Genomic DNA, 13,387 nt, shown 5'->3' with positions numbered 1-13,387 from the left:
CGAGCAGCCCGCCGCGGCCCCGCCGCCTGCGCCTGAGGCACCTGCTCCGGCACCCGAGGCTCCGCCGCCCGCCCCGATCCCGGTGGCGCCGCCGCCGGCACCGGTCTACAACCCGCCGGCGCCCTACATCCCGCCGCTGGTTGTGTTGCCGCCTGCGCCGCGGCTGCCGAACATCTTCCGTCCGCCCTGGGACCCGCCGCAGCGTCAGCCGTGGGATCCGCCGTCGCGGCATGAGCCCCAAACCCCGCAGTGGCCCGGCTCAGGCTCGGATGACTGGGAACCGGGATCGGGTTCAGGTCCGAGCTCGGGCTGGAATCCGGGCCGGGGCTCGGGTGACTGGAATCCCGGTCGCTCCGGCGGCTCAGGTGACTGGAATCCGGGACGCTCCGGTGGCTCGGGTGACTGGAACCCGGGTGGCTCGGGGTCCGGAGGTTGGAATCCCGGTGGATCCGGCTCCGGTGGTTCGCGCGGCTCGGGCGGTGGCAATGGCCCGCTGTGGCCCTTCCCGTCATTCGGCGGGCACTGACCGCGGATTTAGCGCGCCGCCTCCAACCGTTACCTGACGTTGGCCTGCCGCTCAGTGTCACGTAGCAGCTAGCTCATACTGGCCGCCTATCCAGGCAGTATGCGATGCACCGTTTTCGGTACCGGCTATCTGGGCGCGACACATGCGGCGGGTATGGCCGAACTCGGCCACGAGGTGATCGGGGTCGACATCGACCCGGGCAAGGTGGCCAAACTCGCCGCCGGTGACATCCCGTTCTACGAGCCCGGCCTGCGCAAGGTGCTGAACGACAACCTGTCTGCCGGGCGCCTGCGGTTCACCACTGACTATGACGAGGCCGCCGATTTCGCCGACGTGCACTTCCTCGGCGTCGGCACCCCGCAGAAGAAGGGCGAGTACAGCGCCGATCTGCGTCATGTGCACGCCGTCATCGACACCCTGGTGCCACGCCTGCGCCGGTCCGCGGTGATCGTCGGCAAGTCCACAGTCCCGGTCGGGACCGCGGCCGACCTGGCCGAGCGGGCCCGAGGGCTGGCACCTGCGGGCGTGGACGTCGAGGTGGCCTGGAATCCGGAGTTCCTCCGCGAGGGGTACGCCGTGCACGACACGCTGCACCCGGATCGCATTGTGGTTGGTGTGCAGCAGGATTCAGTCCGCTCCGAATTCGAGATCCGTGAGCTGTACGCCCCGCTGATTGCCGAGGGTGTGCCGTTCCTGGTCACTGACCTTCAGACCGCCGAGCTGGTCAAGGTGTCGGCGAACGCCTTCCTGGCCACCAAGATCTCATTCATCAACGCGATTTCCGAAGTATGTGAAGCAACGGGCGCGGATGTCACGCTGCTCGCCGATGCGTTGGGTTATGACCCGCGCATCGGGCGCCGATTCCTCAACGCGGGCTTGGGCTTCGGCGGCGGCTGCCTGCCCAAGGACATCCGGGCGTTCATGGCCCGCGCCGGTGAACTGGGCGCCAACCATGCTCTGACCTTCCTGCGTGAGGTCGACAGCATCAACATGCGCCGCCGTACCGCCATGGTGGAACTGACGACGCGGGCCTGCGGCGGATCCCTGCTGGGCGCCAACATTGCCGTCCTCGGCGCGGCCTTCAAGCCCGAATCCGACGATGTCCGCGATTCTCCGGCGCTCAACGTCGCCGGCATGCTGCAGCTCAACGGTGCCGCGGTCAACGTGTACGACCCCAAGGCGATGGACAACTCGCAGCGGGTGTTTCCCACGCTGAACTACTCCACCTCGGTCATCGAAGCCTGCGACCGCGCCGACGCGGTGCTGGTGCTCACCGAGTGGGCCGAGTTCGTCGACCTGGACCCGGCCGAGCTGGCCGATACCGTGCGCGTCAAAGTCGTTGTGGACGGCCGCAATTGCCTGGACGCACAACGGTGGCGGGAAGCCGGATGGCGCGTCTACGCGTTGGGCCGCCCCGTCGCCACTGTTTGACGCTTGTAGAACAAATTCTGCGGTCGTAGGCTCGGGCCATGCGGGAACGAATCCGGTGGATGGCCCTGCACGGGGTGGTTCGAGGCATTTCTGCGTTCGGGATGCGTCATGGCGATCCGCAGGCTCGGCTCATCGCCGACCCGGCGGTGCGGGCCGACCCGGCGCCTTTCGCCGACGAAATGCGCCGTCGCGGACCGATTGTGCGCGGCCGCGCCCTCCTGATGACCTTCGACCACGACGTAGCCACCGAGCTGCTGCGCTCCGATGACTTCCGGGTGTCGCGGCTCGGCGGCAACCTGCCCAAGCCGCTGCGCTGGGTGGCCGACAAGACCGACACCGGGTCGTTGCACCCGCTGCTGCCGCCGTCTCTGCTCGCGGTGGAACCTCCCGATCACACCCGCTACCGCAAGCTGGTCTCCTCGGTGTTCACCACTCGCGCGGTCGCCCGGCTGCGCGAACGGGTCCAGGAGACCGCCAACGAACTGCTGGACGCGATGGACGACGACGGTGTGGTCGACATCGTCGACCGGTACTGCGCCCAATTGCCGGTCGCGGTGATCAGCGACATCCTGGGTGTGCCCGACGCAGACCGGCCCCAGATCCTGCGATTCGGCGAGCTCGGCGCGCCGAGCCTGGACATCGGGCTGACCTGGCGGCAGTACCAGGAGGTGAACTCCGGCATCAAAGGATTCGAGTCCTGGCTGACCGACCACCTGCGTCAACTACGGCGCAACCCGGGTGAGGACCTGCTCAGCCAGATCATCCAGGCCTCCGATGCCGGTGCGGCCGGTGAACCGCTCAACGAGGCCGAGTTGCGGGCGCTGGCCGGGCTGGTGCTGGCGGCCGGGTTCGAGACCACGGTCAACCTACTGGGCAACGGCATCCGCATGCTGCTCGACCATCCCGAACATCTCACCACCCTGGCCGCGCGCCCCGAGCTGTGGCCGAACACGGTGGAGGAGATCCTGCGGCTGGACTCCCCGGTGCTGATGAGCGCGCGGGTGGCCCTCCGTGACACCGAAGTGGCCGGAACCCCGGTGCAAGCCGGAGAACTCGTCATCGTGCACCTTGCCGGGGCCAATCGAGACCCCGCGGTGTTCGCCGACCCGCACCGCTTCGACATCGAACGTGACAACGCCGGGCGACACCTCTCATTCTCCGGCGGCCGCCACTTCTGCCTCGGCGCGGCCCTCGCGCGGGCCGAGGGCCAGGTCGGCCTGCAGACGTTCTTCGACCGCTTCCCCGACGCACGGGCGGCGGGCGAAGGAAGTCGTCGCGAGACCCGGATTCTGCGTGGCTGGTCGACTCTGCCGATCGCGCTCGGGAAGGCACGCACAGCGGTAAGTTCGTGACGTGGACTTCCGAGCTGCACTGCTCGACCAGACCCGGTCCTTCGGGGAGCTGATCGCCTCCAGCGATCCTGAGACGCCGGTGCCGACGTGCCCGGAGTGGACGCTCAAGCAACTGTTCCGCCACGTCGGGCGCGGAAACCGTTGGGCGGCACAGATTATCTCCGAGCGTCGGGTATCGCCTCTGGACCCGCGTGAGGTCCATGAGGGCAAGCCGCCCGACGATCCCGACGCCGCGATCGAGTGGCTGAATGCGGGCGCGATCCAGGTTCTCAAGGCCGTCGATCAGGTCGGCACCGATACCCGGGTGTGGACGTTCCTTGGCCCCAAACCCGGGGGCTGGTGGATCCGGCGGCGCGTACACGAGGCGGCGGTCCACCACGCCGACGCGGCGCTGGCCGTGGGGACCGCGTTCGAGCTGCCGGCCGACCTGGCCGCCGACGCCGTCAGTGAATGGCTGGAGATCTCCACCGGCATGGCCAACAAGCGGCACAAAGAACCGCTCCCGTTGGACACCAGCATCCACCTGCATGCGACCGACGACAGTCTGGGCCCCACGGGGGAGTGGACGGTGGAGCACGACGAGGACGGGCTCGGGTGGTCCCACAGTCACGGCAAGGGCACCGTCGCACTGCGCGGGCCGGCTCGGGACCTGTTGTTGGCCGTCACGCGGCGGCGCAGTGCAGCCGAACTCGGGCTCGAGGTGTTCGGCGACACCGCGACGTGGGACGCCTGGCTCGAACGCACACCGTTCTGAGTGGCGTACGTTTCGTTCATGACCACATCCGAGATCGCCACGGTTCTGGCCTGGCATGACGCGCTGAACGACAACGACGTCGACACCCTGATCGCTCTGTCCAGCGATGACATCGAGTTGGGCGATGCCAATGGGGCCGCCCAGGGACATGCCGCCCTCCGCGACTGGGCCGCATCCGCCGGCGACACCGTGACACCGGGGCGGATGTTCGTGCACGACGGCGTGGTCGTCGTCGAACAGACCGTGCGGGCCGCGGACGGCACGGCTCACCCCGGCGCTGCCGCATTCCGGGTGGTGCACGACCACGTCACCTCGGTGTTCCGCCACGACACGCTGGCCGCCGCACTGGCCGCGACCGAACTCACCGAGAAGGACCTCGCCGGCTGACGCTCGTCGTGGGCGTCGCCAATACCGCGGCGATCCCCGTCGTCAACGGGACCGATAGCGCCAGGGCGATACCGCCCACCGCGGACCGGGCGATTTCGATGGCCACGCTCTCACCCGTCAGCACGTCGGCCAACGACCGGTTGGCCACGCTGAACAACAGCAGCAGCGGCAACGCGCTGCCGGCATACGCGAGCACCAGGGTGTAAACCGTGCTGGCGATGTGGTCGCTGCCCACCCGCATAGCGCCGACGAAAACCGAGCGTCGGCTCCCGCCGTGCTCGGCCAGCTCGAACACCGCCGAGGCCTGGGTGATGGTCACGTCGTTGAGCACACCGAGCGAGCCGATGATGAACCCGGCCAACAGCAGTCCGGTGATCGACACGTTGCCCATGTATGCCGCGACTTCGTTGTTCTGGTCTTCGGACAACCCCGTCAAATGGGCCAATTCGATTGCTGCCCAAGACAATATGGCAGCCAGTAACAAGGACGTGAGGGTGCCCAGCAGGGCCGCGCTGGTGCGCAGGCTGACGCCGTGGGCCAGATAGATCACCGCGTACAGAATCGCCGCCGAGGCCACCAGCGACACCGGGACCGCCGGGGCGCCGTCGCGCAGCGCGGGTAACAGGAAGATCATCAGCACCGCGAACGCCACCACGATGCCGATGATGGCCCGCAGCCCACGCCAGCGCGCGACCGCCACGATCACCACGGCGAACACCGTGGCCAGGGCGATCAACGGCCAGGTGCGCTCGTAGTCGAAGAACGCATAGCTCGTCGTGCCGGCCTCATCGACCTGGCGGCTCACCCGGATATTGTCTCCGGCTGCAAGATTCGGCTGCCCGGGCCCAGTGGTGAACTCCAGCAGTGTCTTAGCGCCCTTGTTCGGTCCTGAATCGATGGACACCAGGTTCTGCACACACGTGCCGCCGCCCGGGACTGCAGGCCTCGGCGCGGACGTCAACACGCCCCCGGCGGACGGGCTGCCGCAGTCGGCCAGGGTGCTGGACACCACGTGCCCGGCCTCGGTGGTGACAGCGCCGCCCGCGGCGTTCTGGAACGGCAGCGGGATGTCGACCTTCTGGTGGCTGGGCCACAGCACGGCGGCGCCGACGATGACCGCAAGACCGATGGCGATCAGCAGGCCGACGACGATGCGGGCGGCCAGCGGACCCAGCGGAGACGGGCCGGCCAGCGAATGGGAGTGGGAATGCGTGTGCGCCACCCCGACAGAGTAGAGCGGGCTGCTGTGGCTCAGTGATTCGCCGAGGGTACGGTTTCTGACAGGTTTGGGCCGTTTTGCGTCAGAAACCGTCTTGTCGGCGCGGGGTTCTACTGGCGGTAGCCGGCCAGGAAGTTGCCCAGCCGCTCGATGGCCTGGGCCAGGTCCCGCGACCACGGCAGCGTGACGATGCGCAGGTGATCCGGTGTGGGCCAGTTGAATCCCGTGCCCTGCGTCAACAGGATCTTCTCCTGCAACAGCAGGTCGAGCACCAGCTGCTCGTCGTCGTGGATGTCGTGCACCTCGGGATCCAGGCGCGGGAACGCGTACAGCGCACCCGAGGGCTTCACACAGGACACCCCGGGGATCTCATTGAGCTTCGTCCACGCGGTGTCACGCTGCTCGAGCAGCCGACCGCCCGGCAACACCAGATCGTCGATGCTCTGATGGCCACCCAGCGCGACCTGAATCGCATGCTGGGCAGGCACATTCGGGCACAACCGCATATTCGACAGCAGACTGATGCCCTCGATGAAGCTGCTCGCGTGCTCCTTGGGGCCGGTGATGACCAGCCAGCCGGAGCGGTAGCCGGCCACCCGGTAGGCCTTGGACAGTCCATTAAAAGTCAGGCACAGCATGTCAGGCGCCAAAGTCGCCAGCGAGATGTGCTTGGCGTCGTCGTAGAGGATCTTGTCGTAGATCTCGTCGGCCAGCAGCAGGAGCTGATGCTTGCGGGCCAACTCGACCATCTGCTCCAGGGTTTCGCGGCTGTATACCGCGCCCGTGGGGTTGTTCGGGTTGATCACCACGAGCGCCTTCGTGCGCTCGGTGATCTTGGACTCGATGTCGGCGACATCGGGATTCCAGCCCTGGGTCTCGTCGCACATGTAGTGCACCGGAGTGCCGCCGGCCAGTGCGGTCGAGGCTGTCCACAGCGGGTAGTCGGGGGCAGGGATGAGCACCTGATCGCCGTTGTCCAGCAGCGCCTGCAGGGTCATGGTGATGAGCTCGGAGACGCCGTTGCCCAGATAGACGTCCTCGATGTCGAACCGGGGGAAACCCTCGACCAGTTCGTACCGGGTGAACACCGCGCGGCGCGCGCTGGCGATGCCCTTGGAGTCGGAGTAGCCCTGCGCATTGGGGAGGGCCTGGATCATGTCGCGCATGATCACGTCGGGTGCTTCGAAGCCGAACGGCGCGGGGTTGCCGATGTTGAGCTTGAGGATGCGGTGCCCTTCAGCTTCCAGCCGTGAGGCCTGCTCGTGTACCGGTCCACGGATCTCGTACAGGACGTCCTGCAGCTTCGTGGACTGGGTAAACGTACGCGGCTTCGGGTTTTGACCGGTATGCCACGGCAACTGATGGGTAGTCACGTCCTCCATGGTCTCATCACCGTCCACTGATTTTGGAATTTGCCGATCCACAGGTGGCCGCCGCCACAAGTCCGCCGATTTGCCAGGGCCCGGCATATGTGGACTTTCCTGCCATTCCTATGGCAACCAGCTGTGGATTCCCTTGGGTGGCCGCGCGCCGTGCAAAAACCTGCGCAACCATGGCTGGAACACAACCGGCCGGCGATTTACCCAGGTCAAAGGGTATTTGAGTTGGCAACAGTTCAACACGATTGGCAATTCCCATGGCACGAACCACCAGCATCTTCCGAGCCAACACCCTGGCCGCGGCCCTCGGCGGCAGCGCCCTCGTCGCGATGGGTGTCCTCGCTGCGACCCTCGGCGGGGCGCAGCAGCAGGGCCCCGCAACCGTGGTCTCCGGCGGATCGATGACCCTCGGCGAAACCACGACCGTCACCTACACCGGCACGATCGCCCCCGTCGTCGCGGCGCCCGCGGTCAAGGCCAAGCCTTTCGGCGGCAGCGGCAGCTGATACCCCAGATACACCGAACGGCCACCTCCTTGGTGGAGATGGCCGTTCGGTGCGTTAGGGACTTGCTCAGCGCTTACCGGGACGCTTGACGCCGGCTTTCATGCCCAGACCCACGACCGGCGGTTCCGGCTTGGCGGGTTCGGCAGGCTTCTCAGCTGCCGGGGCGGCCGGTTCCGGTGTCGGCTCGGCAGCGGGAGCCGCAGGTGCCGCGGGAGCGGCGGGCGCAGCCGGGGCAGCCTTCTTGGCACCCGGGCGACGCGCGCCTGCGGCGATCCCCAGACCGACCACCGGCGGTTCCGGCTTGGCCGGTTCCGCAGGTGCAGCGGCAGGTGCCTCAGCAGCCGGAGCCGCGGGTGCGGCGGGTGCGGCGGGTGCGGCCGATGCTGCCGGAGCCGCCTTCTTGGCACCAGGACGCTTCGCGCCGGCCGCCATGCCCAGGCCCTTGACCGGTGCCGCAGGTGCCGCCGGTGCAGCGGGAGCCTCGGCGGCCTGAGCGGCCTCGGCGGCGGGAGCCGCAGCCTTCTTCGGGCCAGGACGCTTCGCGCCGCCGGCGATGCCCAGGCCCTTGACCGGAGCAGCCGGAGCGGCCGGAGCCTCGGCAGCAGAGGCGGCCGGAGCCGCGGTCTTCTTGGCACCAGGACGCTTCGCGCCGCCGGCCATGCCCAGACCCTTGACCGGTGCCGCTGCCGCAGCCGGGGCGGCTGAGGCCTCGGCGGCCGGGGCCGCCTTCTTGGCGCCGGGGCGCTTGGCGGCGCCCGCCATACCCAAACCGGTCACCGGCTTGGCTTCGGCAGTGGTGGCCGCGGCCGGTGCCTCTTCTGCGATTTCCTCGACCGCCGGTGCGGCAGCCGCCGCCGCGGCTTCGGCTTTGGCCTCAGCCTCGGCGCGTGCCTCGGCCCGTTTCTCGGATTCCTTGGCCGCAGTGCCCTTTTCGGGCAGCTTGACGGCGCTCTTGTCCAGCGAGTTCAGCAGCAGCTGGGCGACGTCGAGCACTTCGGCCTTCTCGACGTTGCGGGCAGCGGCCACGTCGTCGACACCGTCGGTGATCATCACGCGGCAGAACGGGCAGCCGGTCGCGATGGTCGAGGCGGTGTCCATCGCCTCTTCGGTGCGCTCGACGTTCACGCGCTTGCCGATGTGCTCTTCCATCCACATCCGCGCGCCACCGGCACCACAGCACAGGCCGCGGTCGGCGTGGCGGGGCATTTCCTTCAGCGTCACGCCGGAGGCCTCGACCAGCTCACGCGGAGCCTCGTAGACCTTGTTGTGACGGCCGAGGAAGCACGGGTCGTGGTAGGTGACCTCGGGGCCGCCGGTGGACTTGACCGGCACCAGCTTCTTGTCCCGGACCAGGCGGTTGAGCAGCTGCGTGTGGTGCACCACGGTGTAGTTGGCGCCCAGCTGCGGGTACTCGCGGCCGATCGTGTTGAAGCAGTGCGGGCAGGTGACCACGATCTTGCGGTCGACCGTCTCGACACCCTCGAACAGCTCGTTGATGGTCTCGACGTTCTGCGCGGCCAGCTGCTGGAACAGGAACTCGTTGCCGGATCGGCGAGCCGAGTCACCCGTGCAGGTCTCACCGGTGCCCAGCACCAGGAACTTCACGCCCGAGGCCGCCAGCAGTTCGGCGACGGCCTTGGTGGTCTTCTTGGCGCGGTCCTCGTAGGCGCCGGCACAACCGACCCAGAACAGGTACTCGAAGCCGTCGAAGCTCTCGACGTCCTCGCCGTAGACCGGCACGTCGAAGTCGACCTCGTCGATCCAGTTGGTGCGGTCCTTGGCGTTCTGGCCCCAGGGGTTGCCCTTGGTCTCCAGGTTCTTGAACAGCACGCCGAGCTCCCCGGGGAACTCCGACTCGACCATGACCTGGTAGCGGCGCATGTCGACGATGTGGTCGATGTGCTCGATGTCGACCGGGCACTGCTCGACGCAGGCACCACAGTTGGTGCAGGACCACAGCACGTCGGGGTCGATGACGCCGCCCTGCTCGGCGGTGCCGACCAGCGGGCGCAGCGCCTGCTCGGGTCCGGAGCCCTCGATGCGGGCGAAGCCGTCTTCGGGCACACCGTGGCCGTGCAGGCTGTCACCCAGCTTGGCGAAGTCGACCGAGCCCTCCTCGGGCATCGTCTTGCCTTCGATGATGTACGGGGCCTTCGCGAACAGGTGGTCGCGCAGGTTCATCATCACGAGCTTGGGGGACAGCGGCTTACCGGTGTTCCAGGCCGGGCACTGCGACTGGCAGCGACCGCACTCGGTACAGGTCGCCATGTCGAGGTTGGCCTTCCAGGTGAAGTCCTCGATCCGGCCCTTGCCGAACACCGCGTCTTCGGCGGGGTCCTCGAAGTCGATCTTCTCGCCCTTGTATTCCATCGGCAGCAGCGGGCCGAGGCCGTCAGGCAGGCGCTTGAACGTGACGTTGATGGGGGCCAGGCCGATGTGCAGGTGCTTGGAGTGCAGCACGATCAGCAGGAAGGCCAGCATGACGCCGAGGTGGGCGAGCAATGCGATGCTCTCCAGCCAGACATTGGCGGTGTGGCCCAGCGGAGCCAGCAGCGCGGCCATGCCGTCGGAGAAGAAGGCGCCCGACTGGTACGGGAAGTTCTCGCCCAGCACGTTGACGGCAGCACCACGGAACACCGCATAGGTCGCGATGACCAGGAAGATCATGATCAGGATCGTCCAGGCGCCGCCGTTGTGCGAGCCGTAGAAGCGCGACTCGCGGCCCAGCTGCTCGGGGTTCTTACGGATGCGGATGATCGCGAAGACGATGATGCCGGCCAGCACGGCGACGGCGAAGAAGTCCTGCAGGAAGCCCAGTACCGCCCAGCGGCCGACGAACGGGATGTGGAACTCGGGGTTGAACAGCACCCCGTAGGCCTCGAGGTACACGGTGGCGAGGACGAAGAAGCCCCACATCGTGAAGAAGTGCGCGATACCGGGGATCGACCACTTCAGCAGCTTCGACTGGGCGAAGACTTCCTTGTTCTGGTTGAGGAAGCGCTGGACCAGATGGTCCTTGCGGCCACGCTCATCGCCAACCTTCTGCCCGGAGCTGATCAGCTTGGTCAGCCACAGCACGCGCTTGGCGGCGAACGCCAGCACTACGAGCGTGGCGAGCAGACCGATAATCAGCCGTGACAGAGTCAGGGTGTGTTCGAGACTCTCCACAGAAACGCCTCCATTTCGCGAGTTACCCGACGGTAACTTAGGCCTAGTTACCCGTCGGTAACTTAGCTTCCTTCAGCTCATAGTGACATTTACGTGTTTCGTGCCGCTACCGAGGCTTACCTAACTTGGAGAGGACTGTGGTAGAGCTCTCAGCCCTGCGGCGCCAGCATCGCCCGCAACATGGACAACATTTCGGTGCGCGACTCGGCTCCGAGACGCCGCCGAATCCGGGCCACGTGATGCTCGACGGTCTTCGCCGAGATGAACAGCTGGCTGCCGATATCGCGGTAGGGCATCCCGAGCAGCAGCAGTTCGGCCACCTCCCGCTCGCGGTCGGACAACTTGGTCGACGCCCGACCCTGCGCGGGCGTGGCGGCGGCGGCCGCCGGGGACGTCGACACCATTGAGGCGACCTCGACATCCTCGACCGCACTGGTCTGCTTGAGATCGCGGGCCAGCTGCAGCATCGCCTGGGACACGCGCGCATCCGGGGTCTGCAGCGCGGCCTGGCTCGCCAACCGGGTGCCATCCCAGGTCAGGCCGAACTGAGACAGTGCCCGCGCCGCGGCCGTGACCTCGTCGATGTCGACGTGGTTGGCCAGCACCCGCAACCAGGTGCGCCCACCGTTGGCCAGTGCCCGGGCGAAGGCACTCTGTCCGGCGGCAGCCGTCAGGGCCTGACCATGTGGGGCGACCGCCCCGGGGGAGTTGGCCAGAATCCCGGCGTGCACACCCGCCCAGTGCAGCGGCACCGACCACAGCACCGGGTTGCCGAGCGCTGCAAGCAGGTCCCACGCCTCGGACAGCGGGTGTTCCAGCCGGTCGACCTGGCGCATGCGGGCGCCGGCCACCCACAACTCGCCGAGCGGCAGCAGGGAGAACAGGTCTATCGAATACTCGGCGAGCACCTCCACCGCCGCGTACCAGTGCTTCTGCACCGCGCCGCTGTCCCCGCTGCGCCGGGCGATCGCGGTACGCAGCGCGGCGGCCCACAAGGCGTCGCGCCGATGCAGATCCTCGCCCGATTCGGCGGCGGCAGCGTCCGCGCCGGCCGCGCCGAGCTGACCGTCCTGCATCTTCACCCAGCCCAGCAGCAGGCGGTGTCGAGCCGCACTGAAAACTTCGTCACCCGCCGCGCCGGCCCGGACCGCCCGGCTGATCACACTGCGTGCCCGCACCGAATCGCCGCCGTGCAGAGCCGCGAGCGTCACCAACGCCGCCGGGGTATCGGGGGCGACGCCGGCGGCCTGATATTCGGATGTGACGGCCTGCCCCAGCCGGGCCACGGTCACCGCGAACGGCTGATCCAGTGACAGCACCAAACCTTCGGCGAGGCTGCGGGCCGCCCGTGCCGTCGAGGTGGGCGGCCCGGCCGCCTCGGTACTCGCAGACGCCCGCGCGGCCTCGCCGTCACCCGCCGCGAGGAAGGCGGTCGTGCTCGCCGAACTGACCAGGACGTCCGGGTACGGGCCGAGCCACCGGAACAGGTCGGCGGCCTGGGCCGCGCCGCCGTCGTGCACGGCGACACTGGCCGCGATCCGCACCGCGGTCGCCCGTTCGGCCGGGTCCTCGGAGCCGAGCAGTTCGTCGGCCATCCGGGCCGCGGTGGTGCAGTCGCCGGCCAGCGCCAGTGCATCGGCCAGCCGGGTGCTCACCGCCGCAGCGCCGGCCGTGACCGCGGCCCGGTAGAGCCGGGCCGCCCGCGCGGGCCGGGCGCGGTTGTGGGCGGCGTGCTCAGCGAGCGCCTCGGCCAGTCGGTCGTCGCGCAATCCGTGCTCGGCCAGCCGCACGGCGAGGTCGGCCGACAAAGTGGACAGCTCGAGTTGTGAAGAGAGAAGAGAGGATTCGATCTCGTGGTGGCGAGCGGCGCCCGCGATCTGGGCCAGTGATTCGTGAACCATCCGTACGAACCGCCGGTCATGTGACGGTTCCACCAACCCACCGGCCCGAGCCCGATCCACCAGTGCGGCCGCCTCGGTACCGGTCAACCGCAGCGCCGCCGCCACGTCGTCGGGACCGAGATCGTGGCTCAACGACAGGATCAGCAGCGCGTCGCGGGTGTCGTCGTCAACTCTGCGCAGCCGTTGCAACAACGCGAACCGGGCGGCGTCGGCCGGTGCATCGACCGCATCCGCCTCGGCGCGCAACAGAAATGGCAATCCGGCAGTCGCGCCCAACACCGATCTGACGGTCTCCGGGGTTGCCGGGGCTCCCAGTGCCGTGCTCAGGGTCCGGCCCACCTCGGCTGTCGGGATGGGCCCGAGCCGTACCACCGGGTTCTCCCGCTCCAGCGCGGTGGCCAACGTGACCAACGGCATGCGGTGGGTCAGCGGCTCGCAGGCCACCACGACGGTCGCCGCCGGATCGGCGACTTTCTCTGCAAGGCAGTCGATTTCACTGTCGGCGAGAAAGTGCGCGTCGTCGACGACGAACGCGGACTCAGGTGCGTCACCCGGCCGGGGCGCACGGGTCAACACGACGCGGCCGGCCTCCCGCAGCGCGTTGCGGACCGCGGCGAGCACTGTGCTCTTCCCGGTTCCGATGCCGCCGGACACCAACAGCTTGACCGGAGCAGCCGGGTCGGTCAGCACCTCATCGATCGCCGATCGGGCAGCCAACGGAAGCTCCGGAACGGGCTCCGGCGCCGGGTCGGTCATCGGTGCCG

9 protein-coding genes and 1 pseudogene are annotated in these 13,387 nt (G+C 68.2%); 6 read left to right on the top strand and 4 right to left on the bottom strand.

Going from position 1 to position 13,387, the window contains the following annotated elements; translation table 11 throughout:
* The 5 genes and pseudogenes from EH231_RS34470 to EH231_RS27890 all read left to right on the top strand — a co-directional run.
* A pseudogene (locus EH231_RS34470) lies at window positions 1-526 on the top strand (DUF7159 family protein); the annotation flags it as partial.
* Window positions 527-625: 99 nt separating this feature from the next.
* The gene (locus tag EH231_RS27905; RefSeq protein ID WP_090424069.1) at window positions 626-1,957 is read left to right on the top strand and encodes a UDP-glucose dehydrogenase family protein; all 1,332 of its coding nucleotides are present in this window, start codon (window positions 626-628) and stop codon (window positions 1,955-1,957) included.
* A 38-nt stretch (window positions 1,958-1,995) separates the two neighbouring features.
* A complete protein-coding gene (locus tag EH231_RS27900; RefSeq protein WP_164481047.1) occupies window positions 1,996-3,309 on the top strand; it encodes a cytochrome P450 in 1,314 nt (437 codons plus the stop codon).
* Between the two features lies 1 nt (window position 3,310).
* Window positions 3,311-4,063, top strand: a complete 753-nt coding sequence (locus EH231_RS27895; RefSeq protein ID WP_090424070.1) for a maleylpyruvate isomerase family mycothiol-dependent enzyme — start codon at window positions 3,311-3,313, stop codon at window positions 4,061-4,063.
* An 18-nt stretch (window positions 4,064-4,081) separates the two neighbouring features.
* The gene (locus EH231_RS27890) at window positions 4,082-4,450 is read left to right on the top strand and encodes a nuclear transport factor 2 family protein (RefSeq protein WP_090424805.1); all 369 of its coding nucleotides are present in this window, start codon (window positions 4,082-4,084) and stop codon (window positions 4,448-4,450) included.
* On the opposite strand, the gene EH231_RS27885 is transcribed toward EH231_RS27890, so the two are convergent.
* Together EH231_RS27885 and EH231_RS27880 are read right to left on the bottom strand one after the other, a co-directional pair.
* The gene (locus EH231_RS27885) at window positions 4,425-5,672 is read right to left on the bottom strand and encodes a YibE/F family protein (protein ID WP_090424071.1); all 1,248 of its coding nucleotides are present in this window, start codon (window positions 5,670-5,672) and stop codon (window positions 4,425-4,427) included. The genes EH231_RS27890 and EH231_RS27885 overlap by 26 nt on opposite strands.
* A 107-nt stretch (window positions 5,673-5,779) precedes the next feature.
* The gene (locus tag EH231_RS27880) at window positions 5,780-7,069 is read right to left on the bottom strand and encodes a pyridoxal phosphate-dependent aminotransferase (protein ID WP_164481046.1); all 1,290 of its coding nucleotides are present in this window, start codon (window positions 7,067-7,069) and stop codon (window positions 5,780-5,782) included.
* A gap of 236 nt (window positions 7,070-7,305) precedes the next feature.
* On the opposite strand from EH231_RS27880, the gene EH231_RS27875 reads away from it, so the two are divergent.
* Window positions 7,306-7,554: a hypothetical protein gene (locus tag EH231_RS27875; RefSeq protein ID WP_090424072.1), complete on the top strand. Its 249-nt coding sequence runs from the start codon at window positions 7,306-7,308 to the stop codon at window positions 7,552-7,554.
* A 66-nt stretch (window positions 7,555-7,620) separates the two neighbouring features.
* On the opposite strand, the gene EH231_RS27870 is transcribed toward EH231_RS27875, so the two are convergent.
* Both EH231_RS27870 and iniR read right to left on the bottom strand, forming a co-directional pair.
* On the bottom strand, window positions 7,621-10,722 hold the full coding sequence (locus EH231_RS27870; RefSeq protein ID WP_124713780.1) for a heterodisulfide reductase-related iron-sulfur binding cluster: 3,102 nt from the start codon (window positions 10,720-10,722) through the stop codon (window positions 7,621-7,623).
* A gap of 149 nt (window positions 10,723-10,871) precedes the next feature.
* Window positions 10,872-13,379, bottom strand: coding sequence for an isoniazid response ATPase/transcriptional regulator IniR (iniR, locus tag EH231_RS27865; protein ID WP_124713779.1), 2,508 nt, complete (start codon window positions 13,377-13,379; stop codon window positions 10,872-10,874).
* Window positions 13,380-13,387: the final 8 nt, after the last annotated feature.

The organism is Mycolicibacterium nivoides (genome assembly GCF_003855255.1).
Classification (GTDB): Bacteria; Actinomycetota; Actinomycetes; order Mycobacteriales; family Mycobacteriaceae; genus Mycobacterium; species Mycobacterium nivoides.
The sequence above is the reverse complement of the archived record's forward strand: the minus strand, read 5'-3'. Positions and strand labels throughout refer to the sequence as shown.

Coding starts and splice junctions, on each gene's coding strand:
- EH231_RS27905 (WP_090424069.1), top strand. CDS start 626: ATGCGATGCACCGTTTTCGGTACCGGCTATCTGGGCGCGACACATGCG.
- EH231_RS27900 (WP_164481047.1), top strand. CDS start 1,996: ATGCGGGAACGAATCCGGTGGATGGCCCTGCACGGGGTGGTTCGAGGC.
- EH231_RS27890 (WP_090424805.1), top strand. CDS start 4,082: ATGACCACATCCGAGATCGCCACGGTTCTGGCCTGGCATGACGCGCTG.
- EH231_RS27875 (WP_090424072.1), top strand. CDS start 7,306: ATGGCACGAACCACCAGCATCTTCCGAGCCAACACCCTGGCCGCGGCC.
- iniR (WP_124713779.1), bottom strand. CDS start 13,379: ATGACCGACCCGGCGCCGGAGCCCGTTCCGGAGCTTCCGTTGGCTGCC.